Source organism: Plebeiibacterium sediminum (assembly GCF_026013605.1).
Taxonomy (GTDB): domain Bacteria; phylum Bacteroidota; class Bacteroidia; order Bacteroidales; family Marinilabiliaceae; genus Saccharicrinis; species Saccharicrinis sediminus.
Genome location: NZ_JAPDPJ010000005.1, coordinates 39370 through 59184, shown reverse-complemented (window position 1 = coordinate 59184; position 19815 = coordinate 39370). Strand labels below are relative to the sequence as shown.

The 19815-nt window shown below is 34.5% G+C and carries 15 protein-coding genes; 14 read left to right on the top strand and 1 reads right to left on the bottom strand.

Translation table 11 applies throughout. The annotated features are described in order from the left end of the window. Positions 1-151: 151 nt before the first annotated feature. The 14 genes from nifH to OM075_RS04110 all read left to right on the top strand — a co-directional run bounded on the left by nifH (position 152) and on the right by OM075_RS04110 (position 17810). Positions 152-976 (top strand): nitrogenase iron protein, encoded by an 825-nt coding sequence (gene nifH, locus OM075_RS04175; protein WP_301189218.1) that lies wholly within the window; start codon positions 152-154, stop codon positions 974-976. A gap of 109 nt (positions 977-1085) precedes the next feature. After that, positions 1086-1403, top strand: coding sequence for a P-II family nitrogen regulator (locus OM075_RS04170; protein ID WP_301189217.1), 318 nt, complete (start codon positions 1086-1088; stop codon positions 1401-1403). A 106-nt stretch (positions 1404-1509) separates the two neighbouring features. Beyond that, on the top strand, positions 1510-1887 hold the full coding sequence (locus OM075_RS04165) for a P-II family nitrogen regulator (RefSeq protein WP_301189216.1): 378 nt from the start codon (positions 1510-1512) through the stop codon (positions 1885-1887). 38 nt (positions 1888-1925) lie between these two features. Next, positions 1926-3566, top strand: coding sequence for a nitrogenase molybdenum-iron protein alpha chain (gene nifD, locus OM075_RS04160; RefSeq protein WP_301189215.1), 1641 nt, complete (start codon positions 1926-1928; stop codon positions 3564-3566). An 18-nt stretch (positions 3567-3584) separates the two neighbouring features. Further along, the gene (locus OM075_RS04155; protein ID WP_301189214.1) at positions 3585-4967 is read left to right on the top strand and encodes a nitrogenase component 1; all 1383 of its coding nucleotides are present in this window, start codon (positions 3585-3587) and stop codon (positions 4965-4967) included. 350 nt (positions 4968-5317) lie between these two features. Continuing rightward, a complete protein-coding gene (nifE, locus tag OM075_RS04150) occupies positions 5318-6649 on the top strand; it encodes a nitrogenase iron-molybdenum cofactor biosynthesis protein NifE (RefSeq protein ID WP_301189213.1) in 1332 nt (443 codons plus the stop codon). A gap of 107 nt (positions 6650-6756) precedes the next feature. Continuing rightward, on the top strand, positions 6757-8169 hold the full coding sequence (locus OM075_RS04145; RefSeq protein WP_301189212.1) for a nitrogenase component 1: 1413 nt from the start codon (positions 6757-6759) through the stop codon (positions 8167-8169). Between the two features lie 115 nt (positions 8170-8284). Next, entirely contained in the window at positions 8285-9550 is a 1266-nt protein-coding gene (locus OM075_RS04140) for a radical SAM protein (protein WP_301189211.1), read from the top strand. Between the two features lie 87 nt (positions 9551-9637). After that, positions 9638-9943: a (2Fe-2S) ferredoxin domain-containing protein gene (locus OM075_RS04135; RefSeq protein ID WP_301189210.1), complete on the top strand. Its 306-nt coding sequence runs from the start codon at positions 9638-9640 to the stop codon at positions 9941-9943. 133 nt (positions 9944-10076) lie between these two features. Beyond that, a complete protein-coding gene (locus OM075_RS04130) occupies positions 10077-11186 on the top strand; it encodes a hydroxymethylglutaryl-CoA lyase-like TIM-barrel protein (RefSeq protein ID WP_301189209.1) in 1110 nt (369 codons plus the stop codon). 301 nt (positions 11187-11487) lie between these two features. After that, complete coding sequence (locus tag OM075_RS04125) at positions 11488-13719, top strand: TonB-dependent receptor plug domain-containing protein (protein WP_301189208.1); 2232 nt, start codon at positions 11488-11490, stop codon at positions 13717-13719. An 11-nt stretch (positions 13720-13730) separates the two neighbouring features. Next, a complete protein-coding gene (locus OM075_RS04120; RefSeq protein ID WP_301189207.1) occupies positions 13731-15698 on the top strand; it encodes a YfiR/HmsC family protein in 1968 nt (655 codons plus the stop codon). Positions 15699-15782: 84 nt separating this feature from the next. Next, on the top strand, positions 15783-16148 hold the full coding sequence (locus tag OM075_RS04115) for a response regulator (RefSeq protein ID WP_301189206.1): 366 nt from the start codon (positions 15783-15785) through the stop codon (positions 16146-16148). Between the two features lie 72 nt (positions 16149-16220). Beyond that, complete coding sequence (locus OM075_RS04110; RefSeq protein WP_301189205.1) at positions 16221-17810, top strand: response regulator; 1590 nt, start codon at positions 16221-16223, stop codon at positions 17808-17810. Positions 17811-17855: 45 nt separating this feature from the next. Here OM075_RS04110 and OM075_RS04105 read toward each other — a convergent pair whose 3' ends face one another. Continuing rightward, entirely contained in the window at positions 17856-19763 is a 1908-nt protein-coding gene (locus OM075_RS04105) for a toxin-antitoxin system YwqK family antitoxin (RefSeq protein WP_301189204.1), read from the bottom strand. Positions 19764-19815: the final 52 nt, after the last annotated feature.

The window sequence follows — 19815 nt, the reverse complement described above, 5'->3', positions numbered from 1 at the left end:
AAAATAAAAAATTTTATTTCGCTGATATACTGCAACTTAAATACATGACATCCATCATGTTTTTATCCTATATATAATTTTTGGCACATCGTGTGAATTATAGGAAAACAACAAAGACAATTAGTATAACCTATTAAAAAATTTTATTGAGATGAGAAAAGTAGCAATTTACGGAAAAGGTGGTATTGGTAAAAGTACAACTACACAAAACACTGTAGCAGGTTTAGTAGAAATGGGTAAAAACGTAATGGTAGTAGGATGTGACCCTAAAGCGGATTCAACTCGTCTATTATTAGGTGGATTAGCTCAAAAAACAGTTCTTGACACACTTCGTGAAGAAGGTGAAGACGTAGAATTAGATGATGTAGTAAAAAGAGGATACGGTGAAGTTCGTTGTGTTGAGTCAGGTGGTCCAGAGCCAGGTGTTGGATGTGCTGGTCGTGGTATCATTACTTCAATTAACTTACTTGAGCAATTAGGTGCTTGGGATCCAAAATTTGAAACTGACTATACTTTTTACGATGTACTTGGTGATGTTGTATGTGGAGGTTTCGCAATGCCTATTCGTGATGGTAAAGCTGAAGAAATTTACATTGTAGTATCTGGAGAGATGATGGCGATGTATGCTGCAAATAACATCTGTAAAGGTATTCAAAAATATGCTCAATCAGGAACAGTTCGTTTAGGAGGATTAATTTGTAACTCTCGTAAAGTAGAAAACGAGCAAGAAATGATTGAACAATTAGCTGCTAGATTAGGAACTCAAATGATTCACTTTGTACCACGTGACAACATGGTTCAACAAGCTGAGATCAACAGAAAAACTGTTATTGAATTTGCTCCTGAGCATCCTCAAGCTGACGAATATAGAGCATTAGCAAAAGCTATCGATGGAAACGAAATGAAAATTATCCCTAACCCACTTGAAATTGAAGAGTTAGAGAAATTATTAATTGATTTCGGTATCGCAAACTAAGAGAGATCAACTCTTAAAAAATCAAGTTAGAATTCAAAAGACATGATAGCCGAAAGGCTATCATCCTTGCTAATTAAATCTTAAATAATAGGAGACCCAAAAAATGTTAATGATAAAAGCAATCGTTCGTCCAGAAAAATCAAGTGAAGTTCTTAAAGCATTATTCGAAGCAGGTTATGTAGCAGTTACTAAAACTCCAGTTGTTGGTAGAGGTAAGCAAAGGGGTATTAAAATTGGAGATATTACCTACGATGAATTGCCAAAAGAAATGTTAATGATGGTTATTAAGGCTGAAGATAAAGATTTCGCTGTAAACACAATTATGGAAGCAGCTAAAACCGGAAACGGAAACTTCGGTGATGGAAAAATCTTTATTTCTCCAGTAGAAGAGGCTTATACAATCTCTAGAGCAACTAAAGAGCTTTAATAACACATTATTAAGATAAGAGACTTAGATACCAAATTTGCATAATATCATAATAACTGATTCTATATCTAATCTCTCTTATCTAAATCTTAAAATCTGTACGAATATGAAAACAGTATTGGCAATAATAAACATCGATAAGATGAATGAGACCAAGAGAGCCTTACTAGATGCAGGAATTGCTTCAATGACTGCATCAGGAAGAGTTTTCGGAAGAGGAAAAGGTCTTTGGGAAGCAAAAGTTCTTGAAGGTGTAAAAGAAAATTCACCTGAAGCTCTTGAGCTTTTAGGCAAAGAACCTCGTTTACGTCCACAAAGAGTATTAGAAATCGTTGTAAATGATTCATTTGTTCAACCTTGTGTTGACGCAATCATAGATGTAAATCAAGGAGAACCTCACGGATGTGGAAAAATCTTTGTACTACCAATAACTGATGTAATCCAGGTAAGAACTGGTGATTCAGGTAGCAAAGCAGTGGATTAAGATTAAAGGCTTGGTTTAATTTAAAAAAACAAAGACAAATGGTTAAAAAGAAAGATTATACAGCAGGATTACCTGATCCATCAGAGATTATCAGTGAAATCACAAAACAATATCCAGGAAAAATAGCTAAGAAACGTAAAAAGGCAATGGTTTCTAATGTTCCTGAAGAAGATCAAGAGATTCAAGCAAACGTTAGAACTGTACCTGGAATTATTACTCAGCGTGGTTGTACTTACGCTGGATGTAGAGGGGTGGTATTAGGACCTACCCGTGATATCCTACAAATTGTTCACGGACCTATCGGATGTTCATTTTACGCTTGGTTAACTCGTCGTAACCAAACTAAACCAGAAACTGAAACATCTGAAAACTTTATCCCTTATGCATTCTCTACTGATATGCAAGATGAAAACATCGTATTTGGTGGAGAAAAGAAATTAAAGCAAGCAATTAGAGAAGCTTTCGAATTATTTAGTCCAAAAGCTATTGCAGTATTCTCTACTTGTCCTGTAGGTTTGATTGGTGATGATGTTCACGCTGTATCAAGAGAGATGAAAGAAGAACTAGGAATTAACGTTTTCGGTTTCTCTTGTGAAGGATATAGAGGTGTATCTCAATCAGCTGGTCACCACATTGCAAACAACCAAATCTTTAAACACGTGTTAGGAAACACTGACCGTGAAAGAACTGGTAAATTCCAAATTAACTTACTTGGTGAGTATAACATTGGTGGAGATGCTTTCGAATTAGAAAGATTATTTGAAGAAGCTGGTATTGAATTATTATCTACTTTCTCGGGTAACTCTTCTTACGATAGTTTCGAATATGCACACACTGCTGATTTAAACATCGTTATGTGTCACCGTTCTATCAACTACATTGCTGAGATGATGGAATTAAAATATGGTATTCCTTGGATCAAAGGAAACTTTATCGGAGCTGGATCTACAACTAAAACACTTAAGAAAATTGCTGAATTCTTTGATGATGCTGAATTAACTAAGAAAGTTGCAGAAATCTGTGCTCGTGAAGAAGCTAAAGTTGAAGCTGTAAAAGCATCAATTAAACCAAAAGTAGAAGGAAAAACAGCTATGATGTTCGTTGGTGGATCTCGTGCTCACCACTATCAAGATCTTTTTGAAGAGCTTGGAATCAAAGTACTTTCTGCTGGTTACGAGTTTGCTCACCGTGATGATTACGAAGGACGTCACGTAATTCCTAATATCAAAATTGATGCTGATACTCGTAATATTGAAGAATTATCTGTTAGTAAAACAGAAAACGAAGCTCTTTGGAGACAAGATCTTGTTGAGAAAAAAGCTGAGTTAGAGAAAAAAGGATACGAGTTTAGCTCATACGAAGGTATGATGCCTCAAATGGAAAAGAACGCTCTTGTAATTGATGATATTTCTCATTGGGAAACTGAAAAATTAATTGAGTTCTATAAGCCAGATTTATTCTGTGCCGGTATCAAAGAGAAATATGTAGTTCAAAAAGGCGGTGTACCTTTAAAACAGTTACATAGTTATGATTATGGTGGTCCTTATGCAGGATTCGAAGGTGCTATTAACTTCTACAAAGAAATGGAACGTATGTTAGCAACTAATGTTTGGAAATTAGTAGACGCACCATGGAAATCAGAGCCAGAGATTGTAGGTAGCATGACTATTAACGCTTAAATTTAGGAGGATTTTATTATGTTATTACGACATACGACAGAAAAAGAAATAGATAGAAAAGGTTTAACTGTCAACGCAGCAAAAACCTGTCAGCCAGTAGGTGCTATGTACGCTTCATTAGGTATTCACGGATGTTTACCACATAGCCACGGATCACAAGGATGTTGTTCATATCACAGATCAGCATTAACTCGTCACTATAAAGAGCCAGTAATGGCAGCTACATCATCTTTTACTGAAGGTTCTTCTGTATTTGGTGGACAAGCTAACTTACTACAAGCAATTACAACAATCTTTAGTGTTTACGATCCAGAAATTATTGCTGTACACTCAACTTGTTTATCTGAAACAATTGGTGATGACCTTCATCAAATTGTTAAAAAAGCAAGTGATGACGGTAAAGTACCTGAAGGAAAGCACATTATTCAAGCTGCTACTCCATCATACGTAGGTTCTCACGTAACTGGATACAGCAATATGCTTACTGCTATTGTTAAGTATTTCGCAGTAAAAACTGATGAAGTTAAGCGCCAGGTAAATATTCTTTCTGGTTGGGTTGAACCAGCTGACATGCGTGAGTTAAAAAGAATTGCTAAAGTAATGGGAATTAAAACTGTTTTAGCTCCTGATACATCAGATGTTCTTGACACTCCATTAACTGGTAAGTTTGAATTATATCCAAAAGGAGGAACAACTATTCCTGAATTAGTTAGCATGGGCGATAGCATGAAAACTGTTGCTATTGGAGAATGGGCTACTAAAGATGCAGCTGTTGCATTAGATAACCAATGTAAAGTTCCATTTGAATTATGTAACCTTCCAATTGGTCTTAGAGCAACTGACCGTTTTATCTCAGCTCTTGCTAAAGCTGGTGCAGTATCTGTTCCTGCTGAAATCGAAAGAGAAAGAGGTCGTTTAATGGATTTAATTACTGATATGCACCAGTATTTCTATGGAAAAAGAGTTGCATTATATGGTGATCCAGACCAATTATTCCCATTGTGTGAGTTCTTATTAGACATCGATATGGTTCCTGCTTATGTTATTTCTGGTACTCCAGGAAAATCATTCTCTAAGCGTATGGAAGCTATCTTCGGAGATAAGATTGACCAAGTGAAATTTAAAAATGGTGCTCAAGCTGATACATTCCAGTTACACCAATGGATCAAACAAGAAGGTGTTGATTTATTAATTGGTAATACTTACGGAAAATATATCGCTAGAGACGAAAAGATTCCTTTCGTAAGATTCGGTTTCCCAACAATGGACCGTATCGGACACCAATATTTCTCTACAATTGGTTATATGGGAGCAATTAGAATTCTTGAGAAAATACTTGATTCAATCATGCAATATCAAGATGAGACTTCTACTGAAGAGAAATTTGAATTAGTAATGTAATATACTTTAGGATTTTTAGATATGAGATTTTTATTAGGGCATTCATTATATCTCATATCTAAAAACCTACAATGATTTGTGTTTGCCAGAGGTTAAGACTAGCGGGGTGATTTTTCTTCAGAACGCTGAAGAAATTAAATAATAGGTGGTATAAATATTTAAAATTACCCCGCCGGTCTTTGATTAACAAAGATAAGTGATTAAGACAAACAAAACACAAAGTGAAAAAATTAATCACCTTATCTATACTTAAAAGATTTTAGATAAATAAAGAATTCGACAAAGTTTTCTTTTTTATCAATAGGTCTATAGTCTAATGAAATCCAATCTTTCTATTAAAACAGATAATTATGTCAAAATTTATAAAAGATAGAACACCCCAGATTGTTACCATTGGAGAAGACCAACATGAATTAGCCTGCGAAAAAAAATCAGTAGCAGGATCTGTAAGTCAAAGAGCTTGTGTTTTTTGTGGTTCAAGAGTTGTACTCTACCCTATTGCTGATGCATTACACGTTGTTCACGGACCCATTGGCTGTGCCGCCTATACTTGGGATATCAGAGGAGCAATGTCATCAGGCCCACAATTACACCGTTTAAGCTTTTCAACCGACTTACGAGAGAAGGATGTGGTTTTTGGAGGAGAAAAAAAATTATATAGCGCACTAACTGAGCTTATAGAAGCATATAAACCCAAAGCGGTTTTTGTTTTTAGCACATGTATAGTTGGCGTTATTGGTGATGATGTAGAAGCTGTTTGTCGACAGCTGACAAAAGAAACAGGAGTTGAAGTACTTCCTGTAATGAGCGAAGGGTTTAAAGGAACTAAAAAAGATGGCTACAAAGCTGCCTGTGATGCTTTAATGAAATTAGTAGGTACTGACAATGAGTACGTACCACCAAAATACAGCATCAACATATTAGGTGATTTCAACCTGGCAGGAGAACTTTGGATTCTATCTGAATATTATAAAAAAATTGGTGTAGAGATTATTGCATGTTTAACCGGCGATGGACGAGTTCAACAGGTTCGCAGATCTCACAAAGCATCACTTAACGTGGTACAGTGCTCAGGTAGTATGATGCACGTAGCCCGTGAAATGGAAAAAGAATACGGAATACCATATAAAAAAGTATCCTATTTTGGTATTGAGGATATGTCGGATGCACTTTACGAAGTTGCTCAACATTTTAACGATCCTGAGTTAATGGCAAATGCCAGAGCCTTAGTTTCTGAGGAAATCGCAAAACTTATTCCAGCTTTACAGCCTTACCGCGAAAAACTTGAAGGTAAAAAAGCAGCTATCTATGTTGGAGGTGCTTTTAAAGCCATCAGTTTGGTAAAGGCATTAAGATTACTAGGAATGAAAACGGTAGTTGTTGGTTCTCAAACAGGAAATAAAGACGACTACAATTTGTTGAGTAAAATTTGTGACAAAGGTACAGTGATCGTTGATGATTCTAATCCAAACGAATTATCTGACTTTGTTAAAAAAACAGGTGCTGACTTATTTATAGGAGGTGTTAAAGAACGACCTATTGCCTATAAATTAGGTCTTGGATTTTGCGACCACAACCATGAACGCAAAGAGGCTTTAGCAGGATATGTAGGAATGCTAAACTTTGCTAAAGAAGTATATGCTTCTGTTTGCAGTCCGGTGTGGAAGTTTATAAAAAGATAAGTGATTAGAGAAATAAAGATCATAGACAAATACAATTTGTCAATCCTTATTCAAAACAAATCAAAATGTCTCTTATCTATTTTCTAAAAATCTAAAAATCTAAAATAATGGCCGACAAAATACCAGTATTAAAAGAAAGAAAAAACTTTGTTGCAACGAGAAATGCTTGTAAAGTATGTTCCCCGTTGGGCGGAAGTGTAGCATATAAAGGAATTAAAGGTTGTGTACCTGTTATTCACGGAGGACAGGGATGCGCAACTTATATCCGCAGATACTTAATAAGTCACTATAAGGAGCCGGTTGATATTGCCTCTTCAAACTTTAGTGAGGAGTCAACTATTTTTGGAGGAGAAGGCAATCTCAGTCTGGCAATACAAAATGTTATTGCGCAATATAATCCTGAAGTAGTCGGTGTTTGCACCACTTGCTTAAGCGAAACTATTGGCGACGACATAGGGCAAGCTCTAAGAAATTACAAAGCAAAAAATGCTGATGATGCAAGTATTCCAGAGTTTGTTTACTCATCAACTCCTAGTTACCAGGGATCACATGTTGATGGTTTTCATGAAACAGTAGCAGCAATAACTAAAACCTTTGCTACTAAAGTTGAAATGAATGATAAAGTAAACATCTTTCCAGGATTTATCTCAACAGAAGACTTAAGGATGTTAAAAAGCATTCTGGAAGATTTTGGAATCGATTATATCATGGTTCCTGATTATTCAGAAACTTTGGATAACCCTGTATGGGATACTTATCACAGAATACCAGATGGTGGTACATCAGTAGAAGATCTAAAACTAATGGGTGGTGCTAAAGCAAGTATCGAATTTGGCCCTATCCTGAACAGAGGAAATTTAGCTGGAAGAATTAAAAATAACAATTTAGCTGTTACCGGAGCTGAATACCTTGAAAAAGAATTTGGAGTAAAAAAATTCACCATAAATATTCCTGTTGGAATCACTCAATCGGATGAATTATTTCAGCTATTAAGTGACATCAGTGGCAAAGATGTTCCTACTAAGTACAAAATGGAACGTGGCAGATTAATAGATGCTTATGCAGATGGCCACAAATATGTTTTTGGTAAGAAGGCAGTTGTATACGGCGAAGAAGATTTAGTGGTAGCAATGACTGGTTTCCTTGATGAAATAGGAATTGAAGTAATACTAGCTGCATCTGGTGGTAATAGTGGAATACTAAAACAAAAGATTGAAGAATGTGCACCAGTTCATGGTAAAACAATTGAAGTTTTAAGCGATTTGGATTACGAAAAAATCAATGAACTGTGCATCGATATGAAACCTGATATTCTGATTGGAAACAGTAAAGGTTATTATATCGCACGCGAGCTTGGTATTCCATTAGTAAGAGTAGGTTTTCCTATTCACGACAGAATGGGCGGCTCAAGACTAAAACATGTAGCATATACCGGAGCTCAGGAACTATTCGATAAAATCGGAAACGCTTTAATCGAATACAAACAAGAAAAATCTGAAATCGGTTGGAAATACATGTAAGATTTGATCAAAACAAAAATTAGATCAATCGGAATTATTAATTAACAACATTAAAGATAAATGGGCGTCAGGTCTTATGTCTTTATACTATACTAATTACTTAAAAAGAAGAGGTATGATTGACTTTAAAAAACACCCCTGTTTCAACAAAGAAGCAAAAGGACAATATGCCAGAGTGCATTTACCAGTGGCTCCCAAATGTAATATTAGTTGTAACTATTGTAACCGCAAATTTGATTGCGTTAATGAAAGTAGACCTGGTGTTACTTCAAATATTCTTTCTCCGGAACAATCACTTGTGTATTTAAAAGCACTTCGTGAAAAAATGCCTTATCTATCTGTAGTAGGTATTGCCGGACCCGGAGATCCATTTGCAAATCCAAACGAAACAATGGAAACATTACGTTTGGTTAGAGCAAACTACGAAGACATGATACTTTGTGTATCATCAAACGGATTAAATATTGCACCATATGTTGATGAACTTGCTGAATTACAAGTGAGTCACGTAACTATAACAATCAATGCCTTAGATCCTAAAATTCTTGAAAAAGTATATAGTTGGGTACGTTTCGACAAAAAAGGATATTTTGGTTTTGCAGGCGCAGAATTGCTTTTATCAAAACAATTGGAAGCAATTGAAAAACTTAAAGCAGCTGGTATTACTGTAAAAGCAAATGCAATTGTTATTCCAGGTATTAACGACACACATCTTACTGAACTTGCAGAAGGATTAGCTAAAATGGGTGTAGACTTAATGAATACAATTCCTTTAATTCCTGTTGAGGACACTCCTTTTGAAGACTTAGAGGAGCCAACTTCAGCTTATATGAAAGAAATCAGAAAAGGAATTAAAGAATTTCTTCCTCCAATGACACACTGTAGTCGTTGTAGAGCTGATGCTGCTGGTCTTTTAGGAAAAGATAGCACCGAAGCAATGGAATTATTATCTGAAGCTTCTAAAGTTAGAATTGACAATGGAGATGCTGCTGAACGTCCTTATGTAGCTGTTGCCAGTAACGAAGGTATTTTAGTAAATCAACATTTAGGCGAAGCTGACAGACTTTACATATTTAAAGAAACTCCTAACGGATATAAATTAGTAAACCAAAGAGTTACTCCTCCTAAAGGAAGTGGTGACAAGAGATGGGAAGAGCTTGGCGAAACCTTAAGTGACTGTAGAGCTATTTTAGTTGGAGGAATTGGTCCTAAACCATCAAAAATCCTAGGAAAATCAGGAATTCAGGTAATTGAAATGTCTGGTTTAATTGATCAGGGAATGGATGCCGTTTACAAAGGAACCGAATTAAGAACCATCACAAAAGCAGAAAGCTTTAAATGTGGAGCAGGATGTTCAGGAACAGGAACCGGATGTGGTTGATTTTATAAATCAGCCTAAACCCGGCAATAAAAAGAAAACCATTTGTACAAAATAAACATTTTAAATTAACCAATAAATTTACAAGATATGAAGAAGCCTGAATATCATATTTTAGTATGTAACTCATACCGCGTAGCTGGTGATGCTCAAGGATTTTGCAATAAAAACGGAGCATCGGATTTCATTCCATACATCATGGAAGAATGTAATGACAGAGGAATTGATGCTGCTGTATCAAGTACTGCTTGTTTAAATGTATGCAGCCAGGGACCAGTAATGGTAATTCACCCAAACAATTTCTGGTATGGAGAGATTACAGAAGAAAAAATCGACGAAATTTTAGATGCTCTTGAAGAAGGCGAAGCTGTTGAAGAGTATTTAATCACTGATTAAATTTGTCAATTGTCAATAGTCAATAGTTAATGGTATGCCTTTGATACCACTAACTATTGACAATTCATCTCCCAACAAGAGTAAAACTCTTGAATTTGATACGTTATATTCCTGATACTATATACCATTTAATATGAAGCAATATTTAATTGATACCACATTACGTGACGGCGAGCAAGCTGCTGGTGTTGTTTTCTCATTAGAAGAAAAAATAAAGATTGCTCAGATGTTAGAAGAATTAGGAGTTACAGAAGCTGAAATTGGTACTCCTGCTATTTCTCGTGAGGAAGAAAAAGATATAAGAACTATTGTGGAACAAGGTTTTTCTTTTGATACTTTATGTTGGTCGAGAGCTACTGTTTCTGATATCATGGCTGCAAAACGAACTGGAGTTCGCAGAATTAGCGTTTCTTTTCCGGTAAGTGATATTCAATTAGCTGCAATTGGTAAAGATTACAACTGGGTTCTTACACAAATGGAAACGATGCTTGGCTTAGCCTCTAACCATTTTGACTTTGTTGGAATTGGAGCTCAGGATGCTTCTCGTGCTAATCCGGTATTTTTACAAGAATATATTAATAAAGCTACCCTACTAGGTGTTAAACGTGTACGCTTTGCCGATACGGTAGGAATTATGAATCCTCTATCTGTACATGAAATGATTTCAAGTTACAGATCTCTATTTCCTGATGTTGATCTTGAATTTCATGCACACAATGATTTGGGGATGGCAACTGCAAACAGTATTGCAGCCCTACAAGCCGGTTGTAACAGTATCGATGTTACAATTAATGGACTTGGAGAAAGAGCAGGAAATGCACCTTTAGAAGAAGTTGCTGCTGCTGCTAAATTTTCATTAAACCAAAACCTGGGTATAAACCTGAAAAATATTAACAAAACCTGCCAGTTTGTTGAAGAAGTTTCAAACAGAAAGGTAAGTCAAACAAAACCTATAACCGGAGAACTGATTACAAGTCATGAATCAGGCATTCACTGTCGTTCATTACTTAACAACCCAATGAGCTACCATGCTTTTCACCCATCAGAAGTGGGTAAAGAATCTCAATTTGTTATTGGGAAACACTCAGGTGTTGCATCTATTCTGGATGCACTTGCCACCATGGGAATACATATTAGCGCAGAGGAAGGAAAAGAAATTTTACCTAAAGTTAAATTGCTTGCTCAACACAAAAAAGAAAGTGTGAACAAGGATGAATTAAAAGATTTAATTATGAGTTTATAGTTTTTATAAACGAAGAAAAAGTTACAACCTGGACCATTTATTATAGTAACCTTTGGCACCTAAAGAAAGGTTACACGAGAGATAAGTCTTGCTTATCTCGAATTTTGAAAAAGTCTGTATTATTGGTTATTATATTGCTGGGGTGGCAGTTGGTAATCTTAATACAGACTTTTTTATTAAAAACACTTTTCGTAATTGATAATTAATAACTAACTTTTGCATGAAATAAGAATTGAAAAGCTGTTTTGCCTCAATAAGTATATTCAAACCGATCCAAACCTTTTCTCTCAATCCTAAACAAATGAACAATAAAATTACATACACATTAGCATTCTTACTGATATCGTTTCAATACATAAAAGCACAGGAAAACTCTAAATCAAACTTTTCTTATCACTACTCTTTAAAAGAACTGTCTGAATTAACCATTACCACAGGTTCAATTAAACCTGAAAAAAGAAAATCCGCTCCCTCAAATGTTACCATTATTACCCATCAAATGATTGAAGAGCGAGGGTATAAAACATTAGTGGACATCTGTCAGGATATTCCTGGTTTTGATTTTATGATGTTTAACGATGGGGGTGGCGAATATCCCACCTTTAATATGAACAGAGGAATTGGGGATGTCGGCAATCCAGAGATTCTAGTTATGGTTGATGGCATCATTCAAAATAACATAAGCTTTAACTGGTCTCTGTTATGGACCTATGAAAATATGCTGATTGATGTGGAACGAATAGAAATCAGTCAAGGTCCTGGCTCTGTAATGTATGGAGCACAAGCCTTTACCGGAATTATCCATATCATAACAAAGAAAAACATCAATGGAATTGAAGCTAACATATTGAAAGGATCTCACTCAACAGAAAGTGCTGAAGTTTATTTTGGATCAAACATAAATAAAGACACAAAACTTTCAATAGCCTTTCATTATTACAATGCAGAAGGTGATCAAGGAAAAGACCGATACGATCCAGGAAACTATTTTCATAATATTCGAAAACCAAATACCATTATCGCCAATTATGATGATGAAGGCATCTATGAAACCAACTTGCTAAATCCCAATGGAGGAAAATATATTCAGAATGGATTCAATACTCATAATAAAAATTATGCAATCCGAAGCAAACTACATTTTAAGAATAATGAAATTGGTTTCTTTATTTCAGATATGACCAGAGCTTATGGATCTGCTGTTGTGGCTTATGAATATGATTTAACTGATCATGAAAACACAATGCACTATAGGAATTATAATATTTATGCCAATAACCAAACTGAACTGAATGAAAAACTTCACTTAAAATCGGATTTGGTATTTAGAGCTACCAATATAATTCCAGATGGAGGCTTCAATTATTTATATCAATTCCCGGATCTTAGAAAAAACTATGCAGCATACAGCCACCAAACCTATCTTGAAGAAAAGCTTTTGTATGATTTTAATACTAATAATGATCTTTCTTTTGGTTTTAAAACCAGTATAAGTAATCAAAGTGATCGTATTATTTCATTGGGAGAATATCCTGAAAATCATCATTCCACAGAAAGTTCTTGGGATATTGCTTCATCTGGTAATGGCATTAATCAATATAAGAAATATCCAACCTACCTGGTTAAAGAAATTGCTTTGTATTCATTATGGGATCATCAATTCAATAATCTTTTTTCAAGCTCTATTGGATTAAGATATGATTACAACTCTGAATACGGAAGTATACTAAATCCTCGCTTTGCTATAGACTATAATAAAACAGAAGCCTTTGGAGCCAAATTTATTTACGGAAGAGCATTCAGGCAACCAAGTATATTTGAAATGCATAGTGAATTTAGAGGCAACTCAAATCTGGAACCTCAGAACATCATTACTTACGAAACAGAATTATCTAGCCTTCTCTTCAACGAAAGATTATCTACTAAATTGAACATCTATTATTCTGTCATTCATAATTTAATCGGGAAGGTTTCTGATAGCAGTATGCCATCAGGAGAACGATTTGAAAATGTTGGACAAAAAGATATTGGAGGTTTTTCATATAACTTGCTATATCAGTTCAATAAAAACATACGCTTCTTCTGCAATTACAATTTCTTAACCGGATACAACGCCAACTCTAATAAGTTCTACGATATAGATAGAACTGCCAAGCATAAAATTAACGGAGGAGTCAACATTTCCTTCATCGACAAAAAGCTCATATCCGACTTCCGTTTCAACTATGTAGGAAAAAGAAAAGCACCAGAAACAAACACATGGCTGCAAAACCATCATAAAGGATATGCGCCATCATATTTTAAAGCCAATTGGGTAATATCGTATAAGTTAAATGAGAATTTAATGGCTAAAATGATTATTAACAACGTATTTGATAAAGCTTACTATGGTGTTGGAAGAGAATCTGGTTCAGGCAATATTGAAGATTACGATTATATAAATAATGTAAATCCTGCCGGGTTAATTCCGGCATACCATCCACAACCTGGCAGAACCTTTTTCTTAAATCTGATCTATAAATTACACCAATAAAACCACCTGATATGACTCGAATTATTATCCTTTTTATAGCCTTACTTTTTCATTTAACCGGCTGGAGCCAAATAGAAAAAAAAGATGTTCTTGGTGCCTATATCTATAACTTTGCAAAACTTTCAACTGCTCCGCAACAAACAGAATTACCCTTTTATCATATTGTTGTGATAAGCGATGACAAGGCAATTATTTCTGAATTTAAAAGAATGGAAAAAGAAGCTACCATCAGAAATAAGCCTATTAAACTCACTGTTGATCCTTACGCAGTAAATGATTATAACTCTGCCTGCTTGATTTTTGTTAGTGCAGAAAAAGCGAACTTATACCCCGAAGTTTATAGAAAAACAAAAAAGAATCAGACATTACTGGTTACTGAGAATTTCGCCGATAAAACAATGATTATGCTAAACCTTTTTGAATCTGAAAACAAAATAAAGTTTGAGATGAATAAAGGGAATATTTATAGCAGGGGTATTGAAATCGACGACGAGATTTTACTTATGGGAGGCAATATTATTGACCTTGCTGAGATGTATGTAAATTCGCAACAACAATTAAAAACAGTTGACTCTAAGCTGAATATTGTTCAGGATAGCCTGGGAGCGTTAAGTCATGAACTGGATAATAACCAGCGTGAGATTTCGAATCAGCAAGAAAAGTTACAATCGCAAAAGAACATTATAGAAAAACAGAAGAATGAAAGGCATCTACTCACCAATGAAATAACTGATTACAAATCACAAATTAAGAATCATGAACAAGCCTACATACAAATAGAACAAAAGCTTATACAATTTAATGACAGTCTGCAACTGTCGAAAAACATGTTGAGCAGATACAAAGATGAAATTAGCAACAACAAAAAAATATTACAAGAACAGCAAAAACAAATCAAAGCAAATGAACAAATTCTGTATCAGAAGAATGATACAATTAAAACACAGCAAAATATTGTTATTTTTTCTATTGTAGGTATAACTGTTACACTGATTCTCTTTACTCTATTATTGATCAGTTATCGCGATAAGAAAAAGAAAAATGCGCTACTCAAAAAACAAAAATCGGAAATTGAAGAGCAATATGATATTCTTAAAAAGAATAAAAACCTGATAGAGTCGATGATGGATGAGCTGGGTGATAAAAATGAAGAATTAGAAACCACGTTGGAGGAAAACAAACGTATTCAGAACAAATTAGTGCAATCTGAAAAAATGGCCTCTTTAGGTGTACTTTCCGCAGGAATCGCCCACGAGATAAACAATCCGATAAATTTTGTATATGCAGGTATCAATAGTTTATTACGCGATTTTGAGGATATTGAACCAGTAATAAACGAAGTAAGTAAAATTGATATTGAGAAAGATAATCTAAGAGAAAAGATTGAATATATACAAAAACTCAAAGAAGAAAATTATTTTGATGACGCCATGGAAGCCATTCCAGATATTATCGGAGATATAAAACTAGGCGCCGACAGAACTGCAGAAATAGTGAAAGGACTAAGAAACTTTACTCGCATGGATAAAGACACCTATGAAAATCTGGATATTAACAATGGATTGGATACTTCGTTATTACTACTCAAAAACAAATACAAAGACCGCATTGAAATTATTAAAAATTATGATCCTGAGCTTCCTCAATTACTGTGCTATCCTGGAAAGATAAACCAGGCTTTTCTCAACATATTATCCAATGCGGTTGACGCTATAAAGGAAAAAGGGACAATTTGGATTGCCACAAAAGCAACTGAAGAATCAATTGATATTTCAATTAAAGACAGCGGTATTGGGATTCCACGAGATATGCAAACCAGGATTTTTGATCCATTTTTTACCACAAAGGCAGTTGGAGAAGGAACCGGGTTAGGTCTATCTATCACTTTTGGTATTATTGAAGAGCACTTTGGTACAATAGACGTTTCTTCAGCGCCTGATACAGGAAGTGAATTTATTATTAGGTTACCATTGAATTAAACGTTAAATATGAATTAAATACCAAAACAAATTGATAAATTTGATAATCCATTAAGTAAAACCAGACTGAAACTCTTTAAAATAATGAGAAAAAAAGTTTTATACGTTGATGACGAAAAAAGTAACTTAAGAATTTTCAAAGATTCTTTCCGACGAGATTTCGATGTATATCTGGCTGAATCTGGTTACGATGCCCTCAAACTTCTGGAATCAACAATGGTTGATCTTGTAATTACAGACCAACGCATGCCTGAAATGACTGGTGTTGAACTACTCAAAGAAATCACCGAAAAATATGACAGTATTCCTCCAAACAGATTAATACTTTCTGGTTATGCTGATGATGGAGAAATAGAAAAAGCATTTAAAAATTTTCACCTTTCTAAATTTATCAGCAAGCCATGGAATTATAATAAGCTAAAAGAAACTATGATTCAAGCTTTAAGCTGAATACCACTTATCTATTAATATCATTTTATTTTAAAAATGTAAAAACGAAATCAAACCTAAAAGTAAAAAGCAATGCGAAAATTTAATCTTTTATATGTTGATGACGAACAAAGCAACTTAAGAATTTTCAAAGATACCTATAGACGGAACTTTAATATTTTTTTGGCCTCCTCTGCAAAAGAAGGAATAGAGATCATGGAAAACAATCATATTGATTTAATTCTTAGTGATCAAAGAATGCCTGAAATGACAGGGGTTGATTTGTTGAAATATTCTTTCCAAAAATTCCCTAAAGTCAACAGAATATTAATTACCGGATACTCAGATATTGATGCCGTTGAAGATGCCATTAACAAAGCCCGCGTTTTTCAATACGTTCAAAAACCCTGGGATGAAGGTGCTTTATTGGATATTATTAGTGATGCCTTAAGGGTATATGAACTTGAAGAAGAAAACGAAAGACAAAAACATGAACTGGAAATAGCCAAGAAAAAAGCGGAAGAAAGCGATCGGTTAAAAACGGAGTTCATTTATAATATGTCGCATGAAATAAGAACTCCAATGAATGGCATTATAGGATTTTCATCATTACTGGAAAAACCAGAAATATGCGAAAGTGAGAAACAAAAGTTTATTCAAATCATTAAACGGAGTTCAATCAAGCTACTTCAAATCATTGACAATATATTAGCGATATCTGAACTTGTTACAAAACAAGTAAAAGTTGAAAATGATTGTGTTCATCTTAATGAATTATGTTCTGAGTTATTTGCAAAATTTAATCCTGTTGCCCAAAATCAAAATCTTAAGTTTTCGTACAAAAATGAGTTTTCTGATCATCAGGATATCATTATTACAACAGATAAACCAAAGCTTTATACGATACTTAAAAATTTACTGGATAATGCCTTTAAATTCACTACCGAAGGACATATTGAGTTTGGATATAAACAGTTCGACAGCCAGTTAGTGATTTATATTAAAGATACTGGTGTTGGCATCAACAAAGAAAATCTGGAAAACATATTCGAAAGGTTTTCTCAGGAAGAAAAAGAGATTTCAAATAAAGTTGATGGATTAGGACTAGGATTATCTATAGCTCAGGAAAATGCTCTATTAATAAATGCACGAATTTTAGTTGAATCAGAAAAAGGTAAAGGATCAACTTTTAGATTAGTGCTTCCCTATGTGGCTCCTGAAGCATCTGCAGATTGCAACAAAACTACAGACTCAAAAAATAGCATAAATAAATTAAAACCCAAACTAAAGGTTTTGATTACAGAAGATGAAGAAATTAATCTTTTTTACCTCAATACAGTCATTAATAAAATTGCCAAAACTGAGGTGGAAATTCTTCAAGCCAACAATGGCAAGGAAGCTGTTGACTTATGCAATAGTCATCCAGATATTGATGTAGTATTTATGGATATAAAAATGCCTGTTATGGATGGTTATGAAGCCACAAAAATCATAAAAGAAAATCATCCAAACATTGCTATAATTGTACAAACAGCTTATTCTACGGAAGAAGATCGCAAGAGAGCCTTTAATTCCGGTTGCGATGATTTTATTTCAAAACCTATTAAGCTAAATATAATTGACGCTGTTTTAGATAAGTTTTGTTACTCAAAAGAAGCTACTTATAAGGAAATTAAATGTTGATATCTAAAAAATAGGGGTAAATATAACTTTTACCCCTAATCATTTTTAAATGTATTCTTCACTAATCAATTTGCCATGATCAAATTTCTCCTCTTTACATAAAGTACCTAACTCATCATACAATTTTTGCACACCTTCTTTCTCTCCATCAATATATGTAACTGATGAAGAAACCATTCCATTTTCATAGTACCAGGTCCATTCTCCTATTTGTTTTCCGTCTTTCATCTCACCTGAAGTAGCTACCTGACCTGATTGAAAGTAAGTTACCTGAATACCATCCGGTAATCCTCCCTTATATATTACCTTTTGAAAAATTTGTTTCCCATCAGTATAATACTGTAACCACTCTCCTTCTCTAACACCTGCTTTTATCTCTCCCACCTCTGAAATAATATCAGTTCCAGGGAAATGACTCTCAATACTACCTTGTCCATCTTTAACCATATAGGTTCCGTCAACATCGTAGAAGTTTAATATTCGAGTAAGCTTATTTTCAAAAGTATATTCCTGTTTTAGAGTTCCATTTTCATAAAACTGCTTCCATACGCCAATAGGTCTACCATCTTTAACTTCACCTATTTCCATCAAGTTCCCGTTTTCATTAAAGGCTTTGCTAGTTCCATTACCATTAACAACTATTGATTTTCCATCAATATCCCATACATTGTTATAACTTACGGTGCCTGCTGTATCTACAAAAACTTCGGATGATGGTTTTCCATTACTATAGTAATAATTCCAATTCCCTCTAACTTCTCCATCTTTATATTCACCCTTTGCTGCAACATTTCCGTTTACATAATATGAATTCCAAATTCCAACCTGCTTATTACGGATATAGTTGCCTTCCTGCATAAGTTGTCCTTCCGGCGACCATTGTTTATAATAGCCATCTAACCTTGAAGATACATAACCTGCAGAATCAGCCATTGTTCCGGTGGGATAGTAATTGATCCAAACTCCATGTTCCATGCCGTTTTTATAAGTACCTGTTTTTTGTAGTTCTCCATTATCATAATACCATTTCCAACTTCCAACAGCCTTTCCTTTTTCAAAATTTCCTTCAGCTTGCTTTGTCCCATCTTTATAATAATAAGTCCAAAGTCCTTCCTCTTTATTATTTTTGACCTCTCCCTCCGACATCATTTCTCCTGTTTCGTACTTATAAAACTTATGTCCTGAATATCCTGACAAGATAAAATAAGTAAAAACAAGTACTATTACTGTTGACACGGTTGCCAAAGGCATTCTCAGCTTTTGATAAACAGGTGTTCCATCATATTTTCCTTTTACCAATTGATCCAATTGTATTGGTGATAATTGACGGAATGAAAATTTATAACCTTCATAAATGGCAATACCATAAAACAATACATCCATTGGATGAAAAGAACCAAACATCAGTTCTTTAATCAAATCAACATTCAGATACGAAAAAACACTCAGATAGCTCATTGATTCAGCGGTAGCAATAAAACCGATCTGACTAAAAAAGTTTCCCAGAACACATCCAAACAGCGAAAATAAACCTCCTAGCAATCCAAATTTCTTATCCACTCCGGCTCCAAAATAACGAATAGCAAATCCTACAATAATACCAATACCAATAGCCATATAACCAATTTGTGTATTGGTACTAACTGTTATCAAAGCCCATAAAATGGCACCAACAATACTTGCCAGGGCACCACCAACTATGGCATAATAAAAATCCTGATGCTCTTTTAGTTTTACAAGATCTTCATTTTTTATAACCTTGGGAATTTGATGTGGTAATGGAGGAATATCTTCCTTTGGAGTAATTTGAACTGAATGATCAATCTGTAAGTTTTCACATTTTTCTTCAAAGTCAGCAATTTCGCCGGTTAATTTACATACTAAACCTCGTTTAGTATCTAACTTTCGATTTAAGCATCTTCTACAAAATTCAAGATGTTCTTTTCTTGTCATTAGGTTATTTTGTTAGGGTAATTATTTAATTTCCAAATATTAATAATACGTT

Excerpts from the sequence above, each read along its gene's own strand:
- nifH (WP_301189218.1), top strand. The coding sequence starts at position 152 with ATGAGAAAAGTAGCAATTTACGGAAAAGGTGGTATTGGTAAAAGTACA.
- OM075_RS04170 (WP_301189217.1), top strand. The coding sequence starts at position 1,086 with ATGATAAAAGCAATCGTTCGTCCAGAAAAATCAAGTGAAGTTCTTAAA.
- OM075_RS04165 (WP_301189216.1), top strand. The coding sequence starts at position 1,510 with ATGAAAACAGTATTGGCAATAATAAACATCGATAAGATGAATGAGACC.
- nifD (WP_301189215.1), top strand. The coding sequence starts at position 1,926 with ATGGTTAAAAAGAAAGATTATACAGCAGGATTACCTGATCCATCAGAG.
- OM075_RS04155 (WP_301189214.1), top strand. The coding sequence starts at position 3,585 with ATGTTATTACGACATACGACAGAAAAAGAAATAGATAGAAAAGGTTTA.
- nifE (WP_301189213.1), top strand. The coding sequence starts at position 5,318 with ATGTCAAAATTTATAAAAGATAGAACACCCCAGATTGTTACCATTGGA.
- OM075_RS04145 (WP_301189212.1), top strand. The coding sequence starts at position 6,757 with ATGGCCGACAAAATACCAGTATTAAAAGAAAGAAAAAACTTTGTTGCA.
- OM075_RS04140 (WP_301189211.1), top strand. The coding sequence starts at position 8,285 with ATGATTGACTTTAAAAAACACCCCTGTTTCAACAAAGAAGCAAAAGGA.
- OM075_RS04135 (WP_301189210.1), top strand. The coding sequence starts at position 9,638 with ATGAAGAAGCCTGAATATCATATTTTAGTATGTAACTCATACCGCGTA.
- OM075_RS04130 (WP_301189209.1), top strand. The coding sequence starts at position 10,077 with ATGAAGCAATATTTAATTGATACCACATTACGTGACGGCGAGCAAGCT.
- OM075_RS04125 (WP_301189208.1), top strand. The coding sequence starts at position 11,488 with ATGAACAATAAAATTACATACACATTAGCATTCTTACTGATATCGTTT.
- OM075_RS04120 (WP_301189207.1), top strand. The coding sequence starts at position 13,731 with ATGACTCGAATTATTATCCTTTTTATAGCCTTACTTTTTCATTTAACC.
- OM075_RS04115 (WP_301189206.1), top strand. The coding sequence starts at position 15,783 with ATGAGAAAAAAAGTTTTATACGTTGATGACGAAAAAAGTAACTTAAGA.
- OM075_RS04110 (WP_301189205.1), top strand. The coding sequence starts at position 16,221 with ATGCGAAAATTTAATCTTTTATATGTTGATGACGAACAAAGCAACTTA.
- OM075_RS04105 (WP_301189204.1), bottom strand. The coding sequence starts at position 19,763 with ATGACAAGAAAAGAACATCTTGAATTTTGTAGAAGATGCTTAAATCGA.